Source organism: Streptomyces sp. DSM 118878, from assembly GCF_052936595.1.
Map to the genome: position 1 here is coordinate 5,182,166 of NZ_CP193622.1, position 18,496 is coordinate 5,200,661.

Genomic DNA, 18,496 nt, shown 5'->3' on the forward strand with positions numbered 1-18,496 from the left:
CTCCGATCGGGGCTAGAGCGAGTACGGCAGGTAGCAGAGCGCGGCGAGCACGACGGCGCCCCAGCCGAGCAGGGCCGGCTTGCGGTACCAGGCGTCGTCACCCTCCACGGTCTCGTCGTCGTCAAGGCCGGGCGAGACCGTCCCGTAGACGAGACCGGCGAGTTCGGCCTCCGGCTTGGGTGCGGTGAAGAGCGTGACGGCGATCATCACGACGGCACCGGCGACGAAGCCGACGATCGCCGAGACGAAGTTCGCGCCCTGGTCGCTCGGGATGTCGATGACGCCCTGCTTGTAGATCCAGAAGTAGTTGACCATCGCGGCGCCGGTGCCCGCGACCAGGCCCCACACACCGGATTTCATCGAGGCGCGCTTCCAGAACATGCCGATGATGAAGACCACGAACATCGGGACGTTGAAGAAGGAGAACAGCGTCTGGAGGTAGCTCATGATGTTCGAGAACGACGACGCGATGAAGGCGGTGCCGATCGAGGCGAGCACACCGAGCGCGGTGATGAGCCGGCCGAACTTCAGGTAGTAGCCGTCCTCCCGGTCCTTGACCACGTACTTCGCCCAGATGTCGTACGTGAAGACGGTGTTGAAGGAGGAGACGTTGGCCGCCATGCCCGCCATGAACGCGGCGAGCAGACCGGTGACCGCGATGCCGAGGACGCCGTTGGGGAGCAGCTCCTGCATCAGGTACGGGATCGCGTCGTTGTAGGTCAGGTCGGAGCCGGGGGTGCCGATCTTCGGGACCAGGACCGCGGCGACGAGGCCCGGGATCATCACCAGGAAGACGATGAATATCTTCGGGAAGGCCGCGATCAGCGGGGTGCGCTTGGCGGCGCTGAGGTTCTTCGCGGAGAGCGCGCGCTGCACCTCGGCGAAGTTGGTCGTCCAGTAGCCGAAGGAGAGCACGAAGCCGAGGCCGAGGATGATCGTCAGCCAGTTGGCGCCGAGCGGGTTGGCGTCACCGATGCCGGTGCCGCCCCAGGCGGTCATGAAGTTCTCGCCGTGCTGCTGCTCGATGGAGCCCGTCAGGCCGTCCCAGCCGCCGACCTTCTTCAGGCCGATGACGCAGATCGGGATGAGCGCGGCGAGGATCACGAAGAACTGGAGGACCTCGTTGTAGATCGCCGAGGAGAGGCCGCCGATGGTGATGTACGCGAGCACGAAGGCACCGGCGACGACGATCGCGACCCACTGCGGCCAGCCGAGCAGCGCCTCGACGACGATCGAGAGGGCGTAGAGGTTCACGCCCGCGATCAGGATCGCCGCGAAGGCGAAGAGGGCGGAGCTGAGCAGGTGCGCCGACTTGTCGAAGCGCTGGAGCAGGAACTCCGGCACCGAACGGACCTTGCTGCGGTAGTAGAACGGCATCATGACCAGGCCGAGGAAGACCATGGCCGGGATGGCGCCGATCCAGTACCAGTGGACGACCGCGACACCGTACTGCGCGCCGGTGGCGGCCATGCCGAGGATCTCGGTGGCGCCCAGGTTCGCGGCGACGAAGGCGAGGCCGGTGACCCACGCGGGCAGTGAGCGGCCCGAGAGGAAGAAGTCGAGGCTGGTCTTGACGGAGCGCCGGGCGGCGAAGCCGATGCCGAGCACCACGGCGAAGTAGATCGCCAGGATCGCGTAGTCGAGGCCGTTGGTGGGCAGCCGAAGCCCCTCGGCCAGGGTTTGTGTGGGGGACTGCATGCGTGAACTCGCTTCGTTGCGCGAACGGATCAGACCGGAACCTACGCCTATACCGCCAATAAATGAACAGTTTTGTTGGTGTTCTTTGTTTGATTGTGATCGAGCAGCCCGGAACGGCGGGAAACGGCTGACGAGATCTCGGGCATTGACGGCACTGTTGGCTTGTGGTTAGTTATGTTTGGTTCTGTTGGGTAGGTGGTGAGGAGCCCTGACGTGAAGAAGACCTCGACCCGTCTCGCCGACGGTCGTGAGCTCATCTACTACGACCAGCGCGACGACGCGGTCCGCGAGGCCGTCGACGACCGCCCGCTCGGGCCCGTCTCGACGACGTCGGAGATCCGCGAGGACCGCCTCCTCGGCGACGCGGTGGCCATCGCGTCCCACCGCCAGGGCCGCACCTACCACCCGCCGGCCGACGAGTGCCCCCTGTGCCCCTCCTCGGGGGACCGGCTCAGCGAGATCCCCGACTCCTCGTACGACGTCGTCGTCTTCGAGAACCGCTTCCCCTCGCTCGCGGGCGACGCCGGCCGCTGCGAGGTGGTCTGCTTCACCTCCGACCACGACTCGTCCTTCGCCGACCTCACCCCCGAGCAGGCCGGACTCGTCCTCGACGCCTGGACCGACCGCACCGCCGAGCTGTCCCACCTGCCCTCCGTCGAGCAGGTCTTCTGCTTCGAGAACCGCGGCGCCGAGATCGGCGTGACCCTCGGCCACCCGCACGGCCAGATCTACGCCTATCCGTTCGTCACCCCCCGCACCGACCTGATGCTCCGCTCCCTGGCCGCGCACAAGACGGGGACCGGCGGCCGCAACCTCTTCGACGACGTCCTCGCCGACGAGCGCGCCGGCGAACGCGTCGTTCTGGAGGGGGAGCACTGGGTCGCCTTCGTCCCGTACGCCGCGCACTGGCCCTACGAGGTGCACCTCTACCCCAAGCGCCGGGTGCCCGACCTGCTCGCCCTGGACGAGGCCGCGCGCACAGAGTTCCCACAGATCTATCTGGAACTCTTGAGGCGCTTCGACCGGATCTTCGACGAGCCGGTGCCGTCCGGCACGCGGTCCCGCACGCCCTACATCGCCGCCTGGCACCAGGCGCCCTTCGGGGCACTGGAGGGACATGACGGGATCAATCGTGACGACTTCGCCCTCCATCTCGAACTTTTCACGATCCGCCGCACTTCGGGCAAGCTGAAGTTCCTCGCGGGTTCCGAATCCGGTATGAGCGTGTTCATCAACGACGTGCCGCCGGAGGCCGCGGCCGAGCGACTGCGAGAGGTAGCGAGTTCATGAGCGGTAAGTACCTGGTCACCGGCGGCGCGGGCTATGTCGGGAGCGTGGTGGCGCAGCACCTGATCGAGGCCGGGCACGAGGTGACCGTCCTCGACAACCTCTCCACCGGCTTCCGCGAGGGCGTCCCCGCGGGCGCCGCGTTCATCGAGGGCGACATCCGCGATGCCGCCAAGTGGCTGGACTCCTCGTACGACGCCGTGTTGCACTTCGCCGCGTTCTCGCAGGTCGGTGAGTCCGTCGCCAAGCCCGAGAAGTACTGGGACAACAACGTCGGCGGCACCATGGCGCTGCTCGCCGCGATGCGCGACGCCGACGTGCGCAGGCTCGTCTTCTCCTCGACGGCCGCCACCTACGGCGAGCCGGTCAGCACCCCCATCACGGAGACCGACCCGACCGCGCCCACCTCGCCCTACGGCGCCTCGAAGCTCGCCGTCGACCACATGATCACCGGTGAGGCCACCGCCCACGGCCTGGCCGCCGTCTCGCTGCGGTACTTCAACGTCGCGGGCGCGTACGGCTCCTGCGGCGAGCGCCACGACCCCGAGTCGCACCTCATCCCGCTCGTCCTCCAGGTCGCGCAGGGCAGGCGCGAGGCCATCAGCGTCTTCGGCGACGACTACCCCACCGACGACGGCACCTGCGTACGCGACTACATCCACGTCGCCGACCTCGCCGAGGCCCACCTCCTCGCCGTCGACGCGGCCACCCCCGGCGAGCACCTCATCTGCAACCTCGGCAACGGCAACGGCTTCTCCGTGCGCCAGGTCATCGAGACCGTCCGCCAGGTCACCGGGCACCCCATCCCCGAGGTGAGCGCCCCGCGTCGCGACGGCGACCCGGCGGTCCTGGTCGCCTCCGCAGCCACCGCGCGCGAGAAGCTCGGCTGGCACCCGTCCCGCGCGGACCTCGCGGGCATCGTCGCCGACGCCTGGGCCTTCGCCCAGCGAAAGGGGTAGTTCTCATGGGTACGGCATCCGCGGTCGCCGCGCAGTTCGAGGCGTTGTACGGCAGCGCGCCGGACGGGGTCTGGTCGGCCCCCGGCCGCGTCAACCTCATCGGCGAGTACACGGACTTCAACGAGGGCTTCGTGATGCCGCTCGCCCTGCCGCACACCGCGGTCGCCGCCGTCGCCCGGCGCGGCGACGGCGTCCTGCGGCTGCACTCCGCGGACGTCGACGCCCCGCTGGTGGAACTGCGCGTGGACGAACTGACGCCGCTGTCGGACGGCGGCTGGGCCGCGTATCCCGCAGGGGTCGTGTGGGCCCTTCGGGAAGCCGGGCACCCGGTGACCGGAGCCGACCTGCACCTCGCCTCGACGGTCCCCACGGGTGCGGGCCTCTCCTCGTCGGCCGCCCTTGAGGTCGTCACCGCGTACGCCCTGAACGACCTGTTCGGGCTCGGCCTCACCGAGCCCGAGCTCGCCGTCCTGGCCCAGCGCGCCGAGAACGCCTTCGTCGGCGTGCCCTGCGGCGTCATGGACCAGATGGCGTCCGCGTGCTGCACCGACGGCCACGCCCTGCACCTGGACTGCCGCGACCTGTCCATACGCCAGGTCCCCTTCGACCTGGCGGCCCAGGGCGTGCGGCTCCTGGTGGTCGACACCCGCGTCAAGCACGCCCTCGGCGACGGCGCCTACGCCGAGCGCCGCGCGGGCTGCGAGGAGGGCGCCCGCACCCTCGGCGTCAGCCACCTGCGCGACGTGGCGTACGAGGACCTCCCGGCGGCTCTGTCGAAGCTGCCGGACGACAGGATCCGCCGCTACGTCCGCCACGTCGTCTCCGACGACCACCGCGTCGAGCGGGTCATCGGCCTCCTGGACGCCGGTGACGTCCGCGCCATCGGCCCCGTCCTGACCGAGGGCCACGCCTCGCTCCGCGACGACCTGCGGATCTCCTGCCCGGAGCTGGACCTGGTGGTGAGCACGGCCGACGCCGCGGGCGCGCTCGGTGCCCGCATGACGGGCGGCGGCTTCGGCGGCTCCGCGATCGTCCTGGTGGAGTCGCAGGACGCGGAAGCGGTCACGAAGTCCGTCCTTGACGCCTTCGTGACGGCGGGCTTCACGGCGCCCCGGGTCTTCCCGGCGGTGGCGTCGGCGGGCGCGCGCAGGGAGGCCTGAGAGGTCCGGAGAACTTCCCTCCCTCGGGCGGTCACATTCTCCCGGCGGGTTCCGTCATGGCAGTGAAAGCCGCTGACCCCTCGAAGGAGCCCCCAGATGTCCACCGCTCACGTCATCGTCACCCTCGTCGCCGCCGCGATGGTCGGCTTCTCGGCCTTCTCGGTCTTCCAGCGCTCGAAGTGGGTGGTCGGACCCATGGCCGACTACGGCATCCCGATGTCCTGGCTCCCCTGGCTCGGCACCGCCAAGGCCGCGGGCGCGGCGGGCCTGGTGGCGGGCCTGTTCATCCCGTACGTAGGGGCGGCCGCCGGCATCGCGCTGATCCTCTACTTCACGGGCGCGGTCGTCTTCGTGCTCCGCGCCCGCTGGTACGCACACATCCCGTTCCCCCTGGTGTACGCGGCCCCGGTGGCGGCAGCGCTGTGGCTGGCGACCTGACGCCGGCCGGCCGGGGGACGCCTCCAAGGGGCGGTCAGCCCGCGGCTTTGACACCGTCGACGAACGCGGCGAACGCCTCGGTCGATATGGCCAATGCATTCCGGCGGGGATCCTTGGAGTCGCGTACACCCACCCTCGACTGGATGTGGGCGATCTCGACACATTCATTGCCTTCTCCACCGCTGTAGCTGCTCTTGAACCATGCGGCGGCTTTCGTATCGATGCCGGGGGTGGACGCTTGAGTCATGAGGGTTACTCCTGTCGGACTTTCGCGATCAGCCGGGAAGACGTCTTCGGGTCTGCTGCCTGTGAACGAAGGTAGTCGAAGGTCAACTTGTAAGCGGTGACGTCTTCGGCATCGTCGAGATACAACCCTCGGCGGCGCATCTCGATGTACACGACGGCCATGGAGTTGAGCGGCTCCCGGTCGTCGTCACGGCCGAGGATCACGAAGTGCCCGGCTCCCGCCGCATGGGCGCCCGCGCTGAACGGCAGTATCTGGATGTCGATGTTCGGGCTTTCGGCTGCCTCTTGGAGGTGCCTGAACTGCCGCGCCATGACGTCCGCGTCACCTACAGTTCTGTGAAGGACCGCCTCGTCCAAGATTGCCCACAGATGCAGTTCAGGGTCGCGCCTGAGAATTTCCTGGCGCGCGATTCGGGCGTCCACCATCCGCTCGATGACGTCGTTCCCACTGCGGACTTCGCGTGCTTGGTGGATGGCGAGCGCGTACTCCCTTGTTTGCAACAGGCCGGGAACCACTGTGTTGGCGTATACGTGCTCATAGGCCGCCTCGTGTTCGAAGGAAACGAGCGGATCCATCCATTCAGGTACCGCGCTGTTACCGACCCACCAACCGTCGGCCTGTGACTTGGCGATGCGAACAAGTGCTTCTCGCTCTGGGGCAGTGGCCTCACATGCGTCGGCCAGGGCCCTCACGGTCGCCCAGCGGATGCGGGCCCGGTCCTGCCACATCTCGTAGCGACTCACCGTTGTGGTGCTGACGCCGGCCCGCTCCGCGATCTGTGCCTGGGTGGCCCCACAGCGTTCGCGTAATGCGATGAGACCGCGCGCAATCTGCATCCGGCCGGCTGGGCCTGTCTGTGTGGCGGTCACAACGTCCTCGCCTTCTTGTCGGTGCCGACCGGCGACGTGTGTCGGCGAGGTGAATCTATGGGCCGCGGCGGACCCTCGAACGTCGTTCGGCACACCCGTCACCCACATCGGTGAACTCTCGCGAACGGTTCTCCCGCTATGGGATTCCCATGACAGGGTTCCCATGATCTTCCAACAGCCCTTGAGGAGAAGGCACATGGTCCCTCGCACTGCTATGCGCCCCCGCCGGCGCCGACTCGCCCTGATGACTGCGGGCAGCGTCATCCGGAGGCGGCTGACCGACTGTGCAAGAGCCTTCCGTGCGCCACGCGGGCGCCACCGGGTCGGCGCCTCGGTTCGCCGGAGGCCGATGTCCGCATCCCCGGTGGTGCCCACCGTCCCGCCCCGCCCGCCGGTGGCCGCGACCGTACGGCGTTGGTACGAACCCCTCGACGGGACCGCCTCGCGTCTGGTTCGCCCGTATCTGGCGGCGTGGGAAGACGCCGAGAGGTCACGATTGCAGCGGTTTCGTCGCGACACTCTCTGGTGTGCCACGTACGGCGTCGACCTCGACGTCCGTGACGTCCACCATGCGCTGGAGCCGGCGTGACGTCGCCGTACATGGTCGGCCTGGAGCATGTGCAACTCGGGCTCGCCCGGAGGCTGCTGGGGAGGGCGCGGCACGTACTGGACGGGCCCCGCTCGGGAACGGGGGAGCTGGCACCTCTGGCCGCCCAGCTGGCGTGTGCTCTGGGTGACACGCTGCTCATCGCCGAGACTCGATGCGCGTACGCGGCCGAAGCGCCCTCGGCCATGGGCGGGATCGCACTCGGGAGCGTCCCGGAGAGCCTCGCCGTACGCAGGCTGCCGGGCGCGGAGCTGGTCTCGGCTTCGGTTGCTCGCCGCTTCGTACGGAGTGCCGCCCGCGACTGTGGAGTGCCGCAGGACCTGGTCGGGACCCTGGAGGTCATCACCAGTGAGCTCGTCACCAATGCGCTCCTGCACGGTGGTGGGGAGACGGTCACGGTCGCCCTGGCACTGACCGGCCGGGTGCTGACCCTCAGCGTCACCGACGAGGGGCGCGGCCCCGTGACAGCGACGGCGGGAGGCCTTTTGGAAGTGGAGGGGCCGGTAGCGGGCGAGGCCGAGTCGGGGCGGGGCTTGCTGATCGTCGCCGCGCTCGCCGATCGGTGGGGGCGGTACCGCGCGGCCGAGGGGCTGACCGTGTGGGCCGAGCTCGACATGGATCAGCGGGTCACAGTCGCTTCGTGAGGGTGAACTCCTTGACTCCCTCCGGGTAGTCCGGGATCACGCTCACCACCTCGTAGCCGTGGCTGCGGTAGAAGCCCGGGGCCTGGAAGTCCCAGGTCTCCACACGGGAGTTGACGCAGGCGCGCTCCTCGTGGGCTATGCGTTCGGCTTCGGCGAGGAGGCGGGCGCCCAGGCCCGCGCCGCGGTGGTGGCCGTCGACCCAGAGGTGGTCCACATGGAGCCAGCGGCCCCAGGTGTGCGCGGCGAGCCCGCCCGCCAGGGCGCCCGAGCCGTCCAACACCCAGACCGCCAGCGGCACTTCCTGGTCGTCGACCGTGCCGCGCAGGGCACGCAGCTCCGGGGACGACGCCGTGTTCGCCTCGCCGAGCCGCTCCCGGAGCGCCATCAGCCGTTCCTTGTCGACTCCTGTCTCCATACGAAACATGCGGCCCACCATAAACGCGTCGGCCTATCAGTTCTGCAAATCACCTTCCCCTCCTGGCGTGCGGCCCTACTCTGAAGAACAGTGCCGGTGGGGGCCGGCGCTGATCAGGGGGCGAGACAGTCGGGTACGACGCCCGGCCCGGGGGAGAGCACTCATCGCGCGGCGGCGGCCGAGCGACCGTGGCGACCCCCGGCCCCGGCGTCGTACCCGTACCGGCCGTTCCCGATGGGATCCCCAGCTCCTGCCGGGAGCGTGGGGAAGGGGGTTTCTGTGGTTCGCATTCGAGTACTGGTCGTCGACGACCACCGCATCTTCGCCGAGTCACTGGCCGCCGCGCTCGCGGCCGAACCGGATGTCGACGTGTCCGCGGCAGGCAGCGGCCCCGCCGCGCTGCGCTGCTTGGAGCGGGCGGTCACCGAAGGCCGCAGATACGACGTGCTGCTCGTCGACGCCGACCTCGGCGCCACCGCGAGCGCGCTCCAGGGCAGCCTCCCGCAGGCTCTCGGCTTCGCCCGAGCAGGAGGGGGGACCCCCATCGCCGCTCCCGTCCAGGAGGGCAGCGCCGACGGTCTCGTCGACGGCATCTCCCTGGTCGCGGGCGTCCGCTCGGGACAGCCCGCCGTGCGCACCGTCGTGCTCGCCGAGAAGGACGACCCGCGCCGCGCGGCCCTCGCGCTCCAGGCGGGCGCGTCCGGCTGGGTCGCCAAGGACTGCTCCCTGTCGCGCCTGCTCAGCGTCATACGAGGCGTGCTGCGCGACGAGACCCACCTGCCGCCGGCCCTGCTCACCGGCGTCCTGCGGGAGCTGACCGCGGCCCGCAAGCACCGCACCGAGTCCGAGCGCCTCGTGGAGTCGCTGACCCCCCGCGAGCGCGAGGTCCTGCGCTGCATGGTGGCGGGCCTGGGCAGGAAGGCGGTCGCCGAGCGCCTCTTCCTCTCCCCGCACACCGTGCGTACGCACATGCAGAACGTGCTGGGAAAGCTGGGCGTGCACTCCACGCTGGCGGCGGTCGCGCTCGCCCGGCGTGCGGGTGTGGGACCGGTCGACCTAACCGGGGATGTTGTCGAACGGGGCGGTCAACTGGCGTAGCAGCCCGGCCAGTTCGCCGCGCTGGGCGCGGGAGAGCTCGGCGAGGATCGCCCGCTCCTGCTCCAGGAGGCCCGCAAGGGCCTGGTCGGCGCGGTCCTGGCCCTCGGTGGTGAGCCGCACGAGCACCCCGCGCCGGTCGCTCGGGTCGGGCAGGCGCTCGACGAGGCCCTTCTTCGCCAGGCGGTCGATGCGGTTCGTCATCGTGCCGGACGTCACGAGGGTCTGGGTCAGGAGCTGACCGGGGGAGAGCTGATAGGGCGCGCCCGCGCGGCGCAGCGACGTCAGTACGTCGAACTCCCACGGCTCCAGGCTGTGCTCGGCGAACGCGAGTCTGCGGGCGCGGTCCAGGTGCCGCGCGAGCCTGCTCACGCGGCTGAGCACCTCAAGCGGCTCCACGTCGAGGTCCGGGCGCTCCCTGCGCCACGCCGCGACCAGCCGATCGACCTCGTCCTCCATGACGATCAGTGTAGGGGGTCTGTCGACGTGAAGTCTCTTGACGTCAAGATAGTTCGGGGTCGAGTATGGCGGCAGACCAAGCCCCGCACGTCGAGGAGGCCTCCGTGTCCACCGCCGCCACCTGGGATCCGACCCAGTATCTGCGCCACTCCGACCACCGGGCCCGGCCCTTCGTGGACCTCCTGGCCCGCGTGCCCGAGCTCCCCGAGGCGCCCGGCGGGCTCCCACGCATCGCCGACCTCGGCTGCGGCCCCGGCAACGTCACGCGGCTCCTCGTCGAGCGGTGGCCCGCCGCGCACATCACCGGTTACGACAACTCCCCGCAGATGCTCGCCGAGGCCGAGCGGTTCGCGGGGCCGACGCGCGAGGGCGGACGCCTCGACTTCGCCCCCGCCGACGCCACGGACTGGACCCCCGCCCCGGGCTCGTACGACCTGATCCTCTCCAACGCGACCCTCCAGTGGGTCCCCGGCCATCCGGAGTCCTTCCCGGCCTGGATCGACGCGCTCACCCCTGGCGGTACGTTCGCCTTCCAGGTGCCCGGCAACTTCGACGCCCCCAGCCACGTGCTGATGCGGGAACTCAGTGAGTCGCCGCGGTGGCGGGACCGGCTCGGCGGGCGGCTGCGGCACGCCGACGCGGTGCTGACCCCCGGGGCGTACCTGGAACGGCTCGCGGGCCTCGGCTGCGAGGTCGACGCCTGGGAGACCACGTACCAGCACCTCCTGCCGGGCGACGACCCCGTCCTCGACTGGGTCAAGGGCACGGGACTGCGGCCGGTCCTCACGGCCCTGGCGGACGACCCGGCGGCGACCGACGCCTTCCTCGCCGAGTACCGCGACCTGCTCGGCACGGCGTATCCGGTCACGGAACACGGCACGGTCTTCCCCTTCCGCCGCGTCTTCGCGGTGGCCCGCAAGGGCGGCGGCGCCTGATGCTGACCGCCATCGACCACGTACAACTGGCCGCCCCGCCCGGCAGCGAGGCGCGGCTGCGGGTCTTCTACGGTGATGTGCTCGGCATGGCGGAGGCCCCCAAGCCGCCCGCTCTCGCCGCCCGCGGCGGCTGCTGGTTCCGGGCCGGGGCCGTCCACCTCCACCTGGGCATCGAGGATGACTTCCGCCCGGCCCGCAAGGCCCACCCGGGGCTGCGGGTCCGCGGGATCGAGGCATTCGCCGAACGGCTGGTCTCCCGAGGCACCGAGATCACCTGGGACGACGACCTGCCGGGCCACCGGCGCTTCTACGCCGACGACCCCGTGGGGAACCGGCTCGAGTTCCTGGAACCCCTGGCCTGAGGGAAGTCAGCTCTTTCTGTGGCCTATCAGCCGCGGCTTCGGCTCCAGGCCGTCCAGGCCGTGCCAGGCCAGGTTGACCAGGTGCGCCGCGACCTCCGCCTTCTTCGGTTTGCGGACGTCCAGCCACCACTGGCCCGTGAGGGCGACCATGCCGACCAGGGCCTGCGCGTACAGCGGGGCCAGTTTCTGGTCGAAGCCGCGGCCCTTGAACTCCTGGCCGAGGATGTCCTCGACCTGCGTGGCGATGTCGGAGATCAGGGAGGCGAAGGTGCCCGTCGACTGGGCCACGGGGGAGTCCCTGACCAGGATGCGGAAGCCGTCCGTGTACTTCTCGATGTAGTCGAGAAGGGCGAAGGCCGCCTGTTCGAGGAGCTCCCGGGGGTGCCCGGCCGTCAGCGCGCTCGTCACCATGTCCAGGAGCTGTCGCATCTCCCGGTCGACCACCACCGCGTAGAGGCCCTCCTTGCCGCCGAAGTGCTCGTACACCACCGGCTTGGAGACCCCGGCCTTCGCGGCGATCTCCTCCACCGACGTGCCCTCGAAACCCTTCGCGGCGAAGAGTGTGCGGCCGATGTCCAGCAACTGCTCCCGGCGCTCGGCGCCCGTCATCCGCGTCCGCCGGGCACGCCGGGGCTGCTTCTCTTTGCCGGCAGGGCTTGTGTTGCTGGAGTCGGTCGCCACGTCGCCCATCATGCCGCGTCGGCGGAGTGCGCCTCGCGGCGGGACTCGGCCGCCGGTGTCCGGCGGGACTCGATGCGCGACTGAGACGGCCACCGCACGTCGTACGCCCAGCCGAGCTGCTCGCACCAGCGGATGATCCGCGCCGAGGAGTCGACCTGCCCCCGCATCACACCGTGCCGCGCCGACGTCGGGTCCGCGTGGTGCAGGTTGTGCCAGGACTCGCCGCAGGACAGGACCGCGAGCCACCACACGTTGCCCGAACGGTCACGGGACTTGAAGGGGCGCTTGCCGACCGCGTGGCAGATGGAGTTGATCGACCAGGTGACGTGGTGCAGCAGCGCCACGCGGACCAGCGAGCCCCAGAAGAAGGCCGTGAACGCGCCCCACCAGGACATCGTCACCAGGCCGCCCACCAGCGGCGGAATGCCCAGCGACACGATCGTCCAGAGCAGGAACTGGCGGGAGACGCGACGGATCGCCGGGTCCTTGATCAGGTCCGGCGCGTACTTCTCCTGCGACGTCCGCTCCTCATCGAACATCCATCCGATGTGGGCCCACCACAGGCCCTTCATCAGCGCGGGCACCGTCTCGCCGAAGCGCCACGGCGAGTGCGGATCACCCTCGGCGTCGGAGAACTTGTGGTGCTTGCGGTGGTCGGCCACCCAGCGCACCAGCGGGCCCTCCACGGCCATCGACCCGGCGACCGCGAGCGCGATCCGCAGCGGCCGCTTCGCCTTGAACGAACCGTGCGTGAAGTAGCGGTGGAACCCGATGGTGATGCCGTGGCACCCCAGGTAGTACATGAACACCAGCAGGCCGAGGTCCAGCCAGCTCACGCCCCAGCCCCAGGCCAGCGGCACCGTCGCGAGCAGGGCCAGGAACGGGACGATGATGAACAGCAGCAGCGCGACCTGTTCGAGGGAGCGTTTGCGCTCACCGCCCAGCGTCGCGGGCGGCGCGGTGGCATCCGCCCCCGCGCCGGAAGCGTCGTCGATCACATCGGTGTCGGAGAGCGCATTGGAAGTCGTCGTCATGGGCACGTCCCCTGTGGGGTCGAGGTTCAGGTGGGAGTGAGTGCTCGGGCACGGTTCCGTGGGTTCCCCGGGAGCTGTCGACCGACACACTCCCGTTGCGATCCATACGTTACCTACGGGTCCGTAACCTACGGCGACGTAAGTATGGCAGTGCGGAGCCCCACGGCAAGAGGCCGCGAGCCCGTGCCCTGGAGTGACACCTATCCTTAGGAACGGTCGGACAGCGCGGTCCGCTCTGTTTATCCCCGGGGGCCCGCTCCCGGGACCCCTCCCAGACGTGCTTCAACACTGCAAGGAGCCGCACCTGTGAGCAGTGCCGACGACCAGGGCCGCAAGGCCACCAGTACAGCCAGCACCGAGCTGCGCGCCGACATCCGCCGCCTCGGCGACCTGCTCGGCGAGACCCTCGTACGCCAGGAGGGCCCCGAGCTCCTCGAACTGGTCGAGAAGGTGCGCAGCCTGACCCGTGAGGACGGCGAGGCCGCCGCCAGGCTCCTCGGGGGCACCGAACTGGAGACCGCCGCCAAGCTGGTCCGCGCCTTCTCCACCTACTTCCATCTGGCGAACGTCACCGAGCAGGTCCACCGCGGCCGCGAGCTGCGCGCCCGGCGCGCCGCCGAGGGCGGGCTCCTCGCCCGCACCGCGGACCGCCTCAAGGACGCCGACCCCGAGCACCTGCGCCAGACCGTGCAGCACCTCAACGTGCGGCCCGTCTTCACCGCGCACCCCACCGAGGCCGCCCGCCGCTCCGTGCTCAACAAGCTCCGCCGCGTCGCCGAGCTCCTGGAGACCCCGGTCATCGAGTCCGACCGGCGCCGCCACGACACCCGACTGGCCGAGAACATCGACCTCGTCTGGCAGACCGACGAACTGCGTGTCGTGCGCCCCGAGCCCGCCGACGAGGCCCGCAACGCCATCTACTACCTCGACGAGCTGCACGCCGGCGCCGTCGGGGACGTACTGGAAGACCTCACGTCCGAGCTGGAGCGCGTCGGCGTCGAGCTGCCCGAAGGCACCCGTCCCCTCAGCTTCGGCACCTGGATCGGCGGCGACCGCGACGGCAACCCCAACGTGACGCCCGCCGTCACCTGGGACGTCCTGATCCTCCAGCACGAGCACGGCATCAACGACGCCCTCGCCCTCGTCGACGAACTCCGCGGCTTCCTCTCCAACTCCATCCGGTACACCGGAGCCACCGACGAGCTGACGGCCTCCCTCCGGCACGACCTGGAGCGGCTGCCCGAGATCAGCCCGCGCTACAAGCGGCTGAACGCCGAGGAGCCCTACCGCCTCAAGGCGACCTGCATCCGGCAGAAGCTGGAGAACACCAAGCAGCGCCTCGCCAACAGCACCGCGCACGAGCCGGGCCGCGACTACCTCGGCACCGCCGAGCTGCTCCAGGACCTCAAGCTCATCCAGACCTCGCTGCGCGAGCACAAGGGCGGCCTCTTCGCCGAGGGCCGGATGAACCGCACCATCCGCACCCTGGACGCCTTCGGCCTCCAGCTCGCCACCATGGACGTACGCGAGCACGCCGACGCCCACCACCACGCCCTCGGCCAGCTCTTCGACCGCCTCGGCGAGGAGTCCTGGCGCTACGCGGACATGCCCCGCGACTACCGCCAGAAGCTGCTCGCCAAGGAGCTGCGGTCCCGGCGCCCGCTCGGCCCGCAGCCGGCGCCGCTCGACGCCGCGGGGGAGAAGACCCTCGGCGTCTTCCTCACCGTCAAGAAGGCCCTTGAGGTCTTCGGCCCCGAGGTCGTCGAGTCGTACATCATCTCCATGTGCCAGGGCGCCGACGACGTCTTCGCCGCCGCCGTCCTCGCCCGCGAGGCGGGCCTGGTCGACCTGCACGCCGGCTGGGCGAAGATCGGCATCGTGCCGCTCCTGGAGACCACCGACGAGCTGCGCGCCGCCGACGTCATCCTCGACGAGATGCTCGCCGACCCCTCCTACCGCCGCCTCGTCGCCCTGCGCGGCGACGTCCAGGAGGTCATGCTCGGCTACTCCGACTCCTCCAAGTTCGGCGGCATCACCACCTCCCAGTGGGAGATCCACCGCGCCCAGCGCAGGCTCAGGGACGTCGCGCACCGCTACGGGGTCCGCCTCAGGCTGTTCCACGGCCGCGGCGGAACGGTCGGCCGCGGCGGCGGCCCCTCCCACGACGCGATCCTCGCGCAGCCCTGGGGCACCCTGGAGGGCGAGATCAAGGTGACCGAGCAGGGCGAGGTCATCTCCGACAAGTACCTCGTGCCGTCCCTCGCCCGCGAGAACCTCGAACTGACCGTCGCGGCGACGCTCCAGGCCTCCGCCCTGCACACCTCCCCGCGCCAGTCCGACGAGGCCCTCGCCCGCTGGGACGCGGCCATGGACGTGATGAGCGACGCGGCCCACACCGCCTACCGCAAGCTCGTCGAGGACCCGCACCTGCCCGCGTACTTCCTCGCGTCGACGCCGGTGGACCAGCTCGCCGACATGCACCTCGGCTCCCGGCCCTCCCGCCGCCCCGGCTCGGGCGTCTCGCTCGACGGCCTCCGCGCCATCCCGTGGGTCTTCGGCTGGACCCAGTCACGGCAGATCGTCCCCGGCTGGTTCGGTGTCGGCTCGGGCCTCAAGGCACTGCGCGAGGCCGGGCTCGACACCGTGCTCGACGAGATGCGCGAGCACTGGCACTTCTTCCGCAACTTCGTCTCCAACGTCGAGATGACGCTGGCCAAGACGGACCTGCGGATCGCCCGCCACTACGTGGACACCCTCGTGCCCGAGGAGCTCAAGCACGTCTTCGCCGCCATCGAGGCCGAGCACGAACTGACCGTGCGGGAGATCCTCCGCGTCACGGGCGGGACCGAGCTGCTCGGCTCCAACCCGGTGCTCCAGCAGACGTTCGCCATCCGCGACGCGTACCTCGACCCGATCTCGTACCTCCAGGTCGCGCTGCTCAAGCGGCAGCGGGACGCGGCGGAGGCCGGCGCCGAGCCCGACCCCCTGCTGGGACGGGCCCTGCTGCTGACCGTCAACGGAGTCGCGGCGGGGCTGCGCAACACCGGCTGACGCCTCGACCGGCGCGACAAGGGCCCCGCATCGCTTCCGTGATGCGGGGCCCTTGCCGTCGGCCGACCGGGGTGATGACACCGGCTCTCAGGAGTTGTACGTGCTCTGCGCCCGCTCCAGGCCCTCCGCGACCAGCGCCTCCACCGCGTCGGCCGCCCGGTCCACGAAGTAGTCGAGCTCCTTGCGCTCCGCGGACGAGAAGTCCTTCAGGACGAAATCCGCCACCTGCATACGGCCCGGCGGCCGCCCGATGCCGAACCGCACCCGGTGGTAGTCCGGGCCCATGGCCTTGGTCATCGACTTCAGACCGTTGTGCCCGTTGTCGCCACCGCCCAGCTTCAGGCGCAGTGTGCCGTAGTCGATGTCCAGCTCGTCATGGACCGCCACGATGCGCTCGGTCGGGACCTTGTAGAAGTCCCGCAGAGCCGTCACCGGACCCCCGGAGACGTTCATGTACGACATCGGCTTCACCAGGACGACGCGCCGGCTCCCGGGACCCGGCGGGCCGAACCGGCCCTCCACCACCTGGGCCTGCGCCTTCGCGGCCCGCTTGAACGTGCCGCCCATGCGCCGCGCGAGCAGATCCGCCACCATGAAACCCACGTTGTGCCGGTTCATCGCGTAGTCGGGCCCGGGGTTGCCCAGGCACGCGATCAGCCACGGCGCACTGGCATCGGTCGTCACCTGCATGTCTCCTTCATACGCGGCAGCCGCCGCCCCCCGAGGGAGCGGCGGCCGCCGTGCCGGATGTACGTCGCGAGACTCAGGCCTCGGAGTCGCCCTCGGCGCCGTCGGCCGGGGCCTCCTCGGCCTGCGCCGCCAGGACCTGGATGACCACGGCGTCCTCGTCGATCGCCAGCGTGGAGCCGGCGGGCAGCGGGATGTCCTTGGCGAGGATGGACGCACCGGCGTCCAGGCCCGCGACGGAGACCGTGACCTCGGTCGGGATGTGCGTGGCCTCGGCCTCGACCGGAAGCGTGTTCAGGACGTGCTCCAGCAGGTTGGAGCCCGGGGCCAGCTCGCCCTCGGTGTGGACCGGGATCTCGACCGTGACCTTCTCGCCGCTGCGGACGAGGAGCAGGTCGACGTGCTTCAGGATGCCCTGGCGCATGACGTCGCGCTGCACGGCCTTCGGGATCGCGAGCTGGGTCTTGCCATCGACGTCCAGGGAGATCAGGACGTTCGGCGTACGCAGCGCCATCAGCAGGTCGTGGCCCGGCAGCGCCAGGTGGACCGGGTCGGCGCCGTGGCCGTAGAGAACGCCGGGAACCTTGTCCTCGCGGCGGATGCGGCGGGCGGCGCCCTTGCCGAACTCGGTGCGGGTCTCCGCGGAGATCTTGACCTCAGGCATGTGCACTCCTCGTACAACAGGTGTCGGATGGGGTTACCCGGCCATACGACTGGCCTGCTACGAAGAGCGCGTCGATAACGGACCGCCACACCAAAAAGGTGCGGCCTCCCTCGCCGAGCAACTCGCCAAGTCTACTCGGCCGGGAGGCCACACCCAAAAGGATCTTCACGGAGCCGGGGCTCCGGGCTCCTACTGCTCCTCGAAGAGGCTCGTCACCGAGCCGTCCTCGAAGACCTCGCGCACCGCGTTGGCGATGGTCGGAGCGATCGAGAGGACGGTGATCTTGTCCAGCTCCAGCTCGCCCGGGGTCGGCAGCGTGTCCGTGAACACGAACTCGCTCACCTTGGAGTTCTTCAGGCGGTCCGCGGCCGGACCGGAGAGCACGCCGTGCGTGGCCGTCACTATCACGTCCTCCGCGCCGTGCGCGAACAGCGCGTCGGCGGCGGCGCAGATCGTGCCACCCGTGTCGATCATGTCGTCCACCAGGACGCAGACGCGGCCCTTCACCTCACCGACCACCTCGTGCACGGTGACCTGGTTGGCGACGTCCTTGTCGCGGCGCTTGTGCACGATCGCCAGCGGAGCGCCGAGGCGGTCGCACCAGCGGTCGGCGACCCGGACACGGCCCGCGTCCGGAGACACGACCGTCAGCTTCGAACGGTCGACCTTCGCACCCACGTAGTCCGCCAGGATCGGCAGCGCGAAGAGGTGGTCCACCGGGCCGTCGAAGAAGCCCTGGATCTGGTCCGTGTGCAGATCGACCGTGAGGATGCGGTCCGCGCCCGCCGTCTTCATCATGTCCGCGATCAGACGCGCCGAGATCGGTTCACGGCCGCGGTGCTTCTTGTCCTGCCGCGCGTAACCGTAGAACGGCACGATCACGGTGATGGAGCGGGCCGACGCGCGCTTCAGCGCGTCGATCATGATGAGCTGCTCCATGATCCACTTGTTGATCGGAGCGGTGTGGCTCTGGATCAGGAAGCAGTCGGCGCCGCGCGCCGACTCCTGGTAGCGGACGTAGATCTCACCATTGGCGAAATCGAAGGCCTTCGTCGGCACGATGCCGACACCCAGCTTGTGTGCGACCTCCTCGGCCAACTCGGGGTGGGCGCGGCCGGAGAAGAGCATCAACTTCTTCTCGCCGGTCGTCTTGATCCCGGTCACAGCACTGTCTCCTCAGAGAGTTCTTCCCGCTGCCGTACCC

General features: G+C 69.9%; 19 protein-coding genes. 9 read left to right on the forward strand and 10 right to left on the reverse strand.

Going from position 1 to position 18,496, the window contains the following annotated elements; all coding sequences use genetic code 11:
* Nucleotides 1-12 precede the first annotated feature (12 nt).
* Nucleotides 13-1,698, reverse strand: coding sequence for a sodium:solute symporter family protein (locus ACRAKF_RS23165; RefSeq protein WP_447039261.1), 1,686 nt, complete (start codon nucleotides 1,696-1,698; stop codon nucleotides 13-15).
* 213 nt (nucleotides 1,699-1,911) lie between these two features.
* On the opposite strand from ACRAKF_RS23165, the gene galT reads away from it, so the two are divergent.
* From galT to ACRAKF_RS23185, 4 genes are all read left to right on the forward strand, one after another.
* Nucleotides 1,912-2,988, forward strand: coding sequence for a galactose-1-phosphate uridylyltransferase (gene galT, locus ACRAKF_RS23170; protein ID WP_447039262.1), 1,077 nt, complete (start codon nucleotides 1,912-1,914; stop codon nucleotides 2,986-2,988).
* Entirely contained in the window at nucleotides 2,985-3,944 is a 960-nt protein-coding gene (gene galE, locus ACRAKF_RS23175) for a UDP-glucose 4-epimerase GalE (protein WP_447039263.1), read from the forward strand. The genes galT and galE overlap by 4 nt, the downstream gene beginning before the upstream one ends.
* Nucleotides 3,945-3,949: 5 nt before the next feature.
* Nucleotides 3,950-5,104 (forward strand): galactokinase, encoded by a 1,155-nt coding sequence (gene galK / locus ACRAKF_RS23180; RefSeq protein ID WP_447039264.1) that lies wholly within the window; start codon nucleotides 3,950-3,952, stop codon nucleotides 5,102-5,104.
* 96 nt (nucleotides 5,105-5,200) lie between these two features.
* The gene (locus ACRAKF_RS23185; protein WP_447039265.1) at nucleotides 5,201-5,542 is read left to right on the forward strand and encodes a DoxX family protein; all 342 of its coding nucleotides are present in this window, start codon (nucleotides 5,201-5,203) and stop codon (nucleotides 5,540-5,542) included.
* 34 nt (nucleotides 5,543-5,576) lie between these two features.
* Here ACRAKF_RS23185 and ACRAKF_RS23190 read toward each other — a convergent pair whose 3' ends face one another.
* Entirely contained in the window at nucleotides 5,577-5,789 is a 213-nt protein-coding gene (locus tag ACRAKF_RS23190) for a DUF397 domain-containing protein (RefSeq protein WP_447039266.1), read from the reverse strand.
* Between the two features lie 5 nt (nucleotides 5,790-5,794).
* Nucleotides 5,795-6,658 (reverse strand): helix-turn-helix domain-containing protein, encoded by an 864-nt coding sequence (locus ACRAKF_RS23195; protein ID WP_447039267.1) that lies wholly within the window; start codon nucleotides 6,656-6,658, stop codon nucleotides 5,795-5,797.
* Between the two features lie 585 nt (nucleotides 6,659-7,243).
* Here ACRAKF_RS23195 and ACRAKF_RS23200 point away from each other — a divergent pair.
* Nucleotides 7,244-7,909 carry an ATP-binding protein gene (locus ACRAKF_RS23200; RefSeq protein ID WP_447039268.1) on the forward strand — a complete coding sequence of 222 codons (666 nt, stop codon included), beginning with the start codon at nucleotides 7,244-7,246 and terminating at the stop codon, nucleotides 7,907-7,909.
* Here ACRAKF_RS23200 and ACRAKF_RS23205 read toward each other — a convergent pair.
* Nucleotides 7,893-8,345, reverse strand: a complete 453-nt coding sequence (locus tag ACRAKF_RS23205; protein ID WP_447039269.1) for a GNAT family N-acetyltransferase — start codon at nucleotides 8,343-8,345, stop codon at nucleotides 7,893-7,895. The genes ACRAKF_RS23200 and ACRAKF_RS23205 overlap by 17 nt on opposite strands.
* A 258-nt stretch (nucleotides 8,346-8,603) precedes the next feature.
* Between ACRAKF_RS23205 and ACRAKF_RS23210 the strand changes: the two genes are divergently transcribed.
* A complete protein-coding gene (locus tag ACRAKF_RS23210; protein WP_447039270.1) occupies nucleotides 8,604-9,422 on the forward strand; it encodes a LuxR C-terminal-related transcriptional regulator in 819 nt (272 codons plus the stop codon).
* On the opposite strand, the gene ACRAKF_RS23215 is transcribed toward ACRAKF_RS23210, so the two are convergent.
* Nucleotides 9,381-9,878 (reverse strand): MarR family winged helix-turn-helix transcriptional regulator, encoded by a 498-nt coding sequence (locus ACRAKF_RS23215; RefSeq protein ID WP_447039272.1) that lies wholly within the window; start codon nucleotides 9,876-9,878, stop codon nucleotides 9,381-9,383. The two genes, ACRAKF_RS23210 and ACRAKF_RS23215, sit on opposite strands and share 42 nt — an antisense overlap.
* Before the next feature lie 65 nt (nucleotides 9,879-9,943).
* Between ACRAKF_RS23215 and ACRAKF_RS23220 the strand changes: the two genes are divergently transcribed.
* Nucleotides 9,944-10,813 (forward strand): trans-aconitate 2-methyltransferase, encoded by an 870-nt coding sequence (locus tag ACRAKF_RS23220; RefSeq protein WP_447039273.1) that lies wholly within the window; start codon nucleotides 9,944-9,946, stop codon nucleotides 10,811-10,813.
* Nucleotides 10,813-11,175, forward strand: coding sequence for a VOC family protein (locus ACRAKF_RS23225; protein ID WP_447039274.1), 363 nt, complete (start codon nucleotides 10,813-10,815; stop codon nucleotides 11,173-11,175). Before ACRAKF_RS23220 ends, ACRAKF_RS23225 begins: the two co-directional genes overlap by 1 nt.
* Before the next feature lie 6 nt (nucleotides 11,176-11,181).
* Here the strand turns inward: ACRAKF_RS23225 and ACRAKF_RS23230 are convergent, their stop codons facing one another.
* Both ACRAKF_RS23230 and ACRAKF_RS23235 read right to left on the reverse strand, forming a co-directional pair.
* Nucleotides 11,182-11,868 (reverse strand): TetR/AcrR family transcriptional regulator, encoded by a 687-nt coding sequence (locus ACRAKF_RS23230; RefSeq protein WP_447039276.1) that lies wholly within the window; start codon nucleotides 11,866-11,868, stop codon nucleotides 11,182-11,184.
* Nucleotides 11,865-12,890 carry an acyl-CoA desaturase gene (locus tag ACRAKF_RS23235; protein WP_447039277.1) on the reverse strand — a complete coding sequence of 342 codons (1,026 nt, stop codon included), beginning with the start codon at nucleotides 12,888-12,890 and terminating at the stop codon, nucleotides 11,865-11,867. The genes ACRAKF_RS23230 and ACRAKF_RS23235 overlap by 4 nt, the downstream gene beginning before the upstream one ends.
* 306 nt (nucleotides 12,891-13,196) lie before the next feature.
* On the opposite strand from ACRAKF_RS23235, the gene ppc reads away from it, so the two are divergent.
* Nucleotides 13,197-15,941 carry a phosphoenolpyruvate carboxylase gene (ppc, locus tag ACRAKF_RS23240; RefSeq protein ID WP_447039278.1) on the forward strand — a complete coding sequence of 915 codons (2,745 nt, stop codon included), beginning with the start codon at nucleotides 13,197-13,199 and terminating at the stop codon, nucleotides 15,939-15,941.
* Nucleotides 15,942-16,028: 87 nt separating this feature from the next.
* Here the strand turns inward: ppc and pth are convergent, their stop codons facing one another.
* The 3 genes from pth to ACRAKF_RS23255 form a co-directional block, all read right to left on the reverse strand.
* A complete protein-coding gene (gene pth, locus ACRAKF_RS23245) occupies nucleotides 16,029-16,631 on the reverse strand; it encodes an aminoacyl-tRNA hydrolase (protein WP_447039279.1) in 603 nt (200 codons plus the stop codon).
* 73 nt (nucleotides 16,632-16,704) lie between these two features.
* Nucleotides 16,705-17,292 carry a 50S ribosomal protein L25/general stress protein Ctc gene (locus tag ACRAKF_RS23250; protein ID WP_447039280.1) on the reverse strand — a complete coding sequence of 196 codons (588 nt, stop codon included), beginning with the start codon at nucleotides 17,290-17,292 and terminating at the stop codon, nucleotides 16,705-16,707.
* A gap of 189 nt (nucleotides 17,293-17,481) precedes the next feature.
* Nucleotides 17,482-18,456 carry a ribose-phosphate diphosphokinase gene (locus tag ACRAKF_RS23255; RefSeq protein WP_062781571.1) on the reverse strand — a complete coding sequence of 325 codons (975 nt, stop codon included), beginning with the start codon at nucleotides 18,454-18,456 and terminating at the stop codon, nucleotides 17,482-17,484.
* Nucleotides 18,457-18,496 lie beyond the last annotated feature (40 nt).

Bases quoted from the DNA above. Each gene is read 5' to 3' on its own strand.
- ACRAKF_RS23165 (WP_447039261.1), bottom strand. From the start codon at position 1,698: ATGCAGTCCCCCACACAAACCCTGGCCGAGGGGCTTCGGCTGCCCACC.
- galE (WP_447039263.1), top strand. From the start codon at position 2,985: ATGAGCGGTAAGTACCTGGTCACCGGCGGCGCGGGCTATGTCGGGAGC.
- galK (WP_447039264.1), top strand. From the start codon at position 3,950: ATGGGTACGGCATCCGCGGTCGCCGCGCAGTTCGAGGCGTTGTACGGC.
- ACRAKF_RS23185 (WP_447039265.1), top strand. From the start codon at position 5,201: ATGTCCACCGCTCACGTCATCGTCACCCTCGTCGCCGCCGCGATGGTC.
- ACRAKF_RS23190 (WP_447039266.1), bottom strand. From the start codon at position 5,789: ATGACTCAAGCGTCCACCCCCGGCATCGATACGAAAGCCGCCGCATGG.
- ACRAKF_RS23205 (WP_447039269.1), bottom strand. From the start codon at position 8,345: ATGGTGGGCCGCATGTTTCGTATGGAGACAGGAGTCGACAAGGAACGG.
- ACRAKF_RS23215 (WP_447039272.1), bottom strand. From the start codon at position 9,878: ATGGAGGACGAGGTCGATCGGCTGGTCGCGGCGTGGCGCAGGGAGCGC.
- ACRAKF_RS23220 (WP_447039273.1), top strand. From the start codon at position 9,944: ATGGCGGCAGACCAAGCCCCGCACGTCGAGGAGGCCTCCGTGTCCACC.
- ACRAKF_RS23225 (WP_447039274.1), top strand. From the start codon at position 10,813: ATGCTGACCGCCATCGACCACGTACAACTGGCCGCCCCGCCCGGCAGC.
- ACRAKF_RS23230 (WP_447039276.1), bottom strand. From the start codon at position 11,868: ATGATGGGCGACGTGGCGACCGACTCCAGCAACACAAGCCCTGCCGGC.
- ACRAKF_RS23235 (WP_447039277.1), bottom strand. From the start codon at position 12,890: ATGACGACGACTTCCAATGCGCTCTCCGACACCGATGTGATCGACGAC.
- pth (WP_447039279.1), bottom strand. From the start codon at position 16,631: ATGCAGGTGACGACCGATGCCAGTGCGCCGTGGCTGATCGCGTGCCTG.
- ACRAKF_RS23250 (WP_447039280.1), bottom strand. From the start codon at position 17,292: ATGCCTGAGGTCAAGATCTCCGCGGAGACCCGCACCGAGTTCGGCAAG.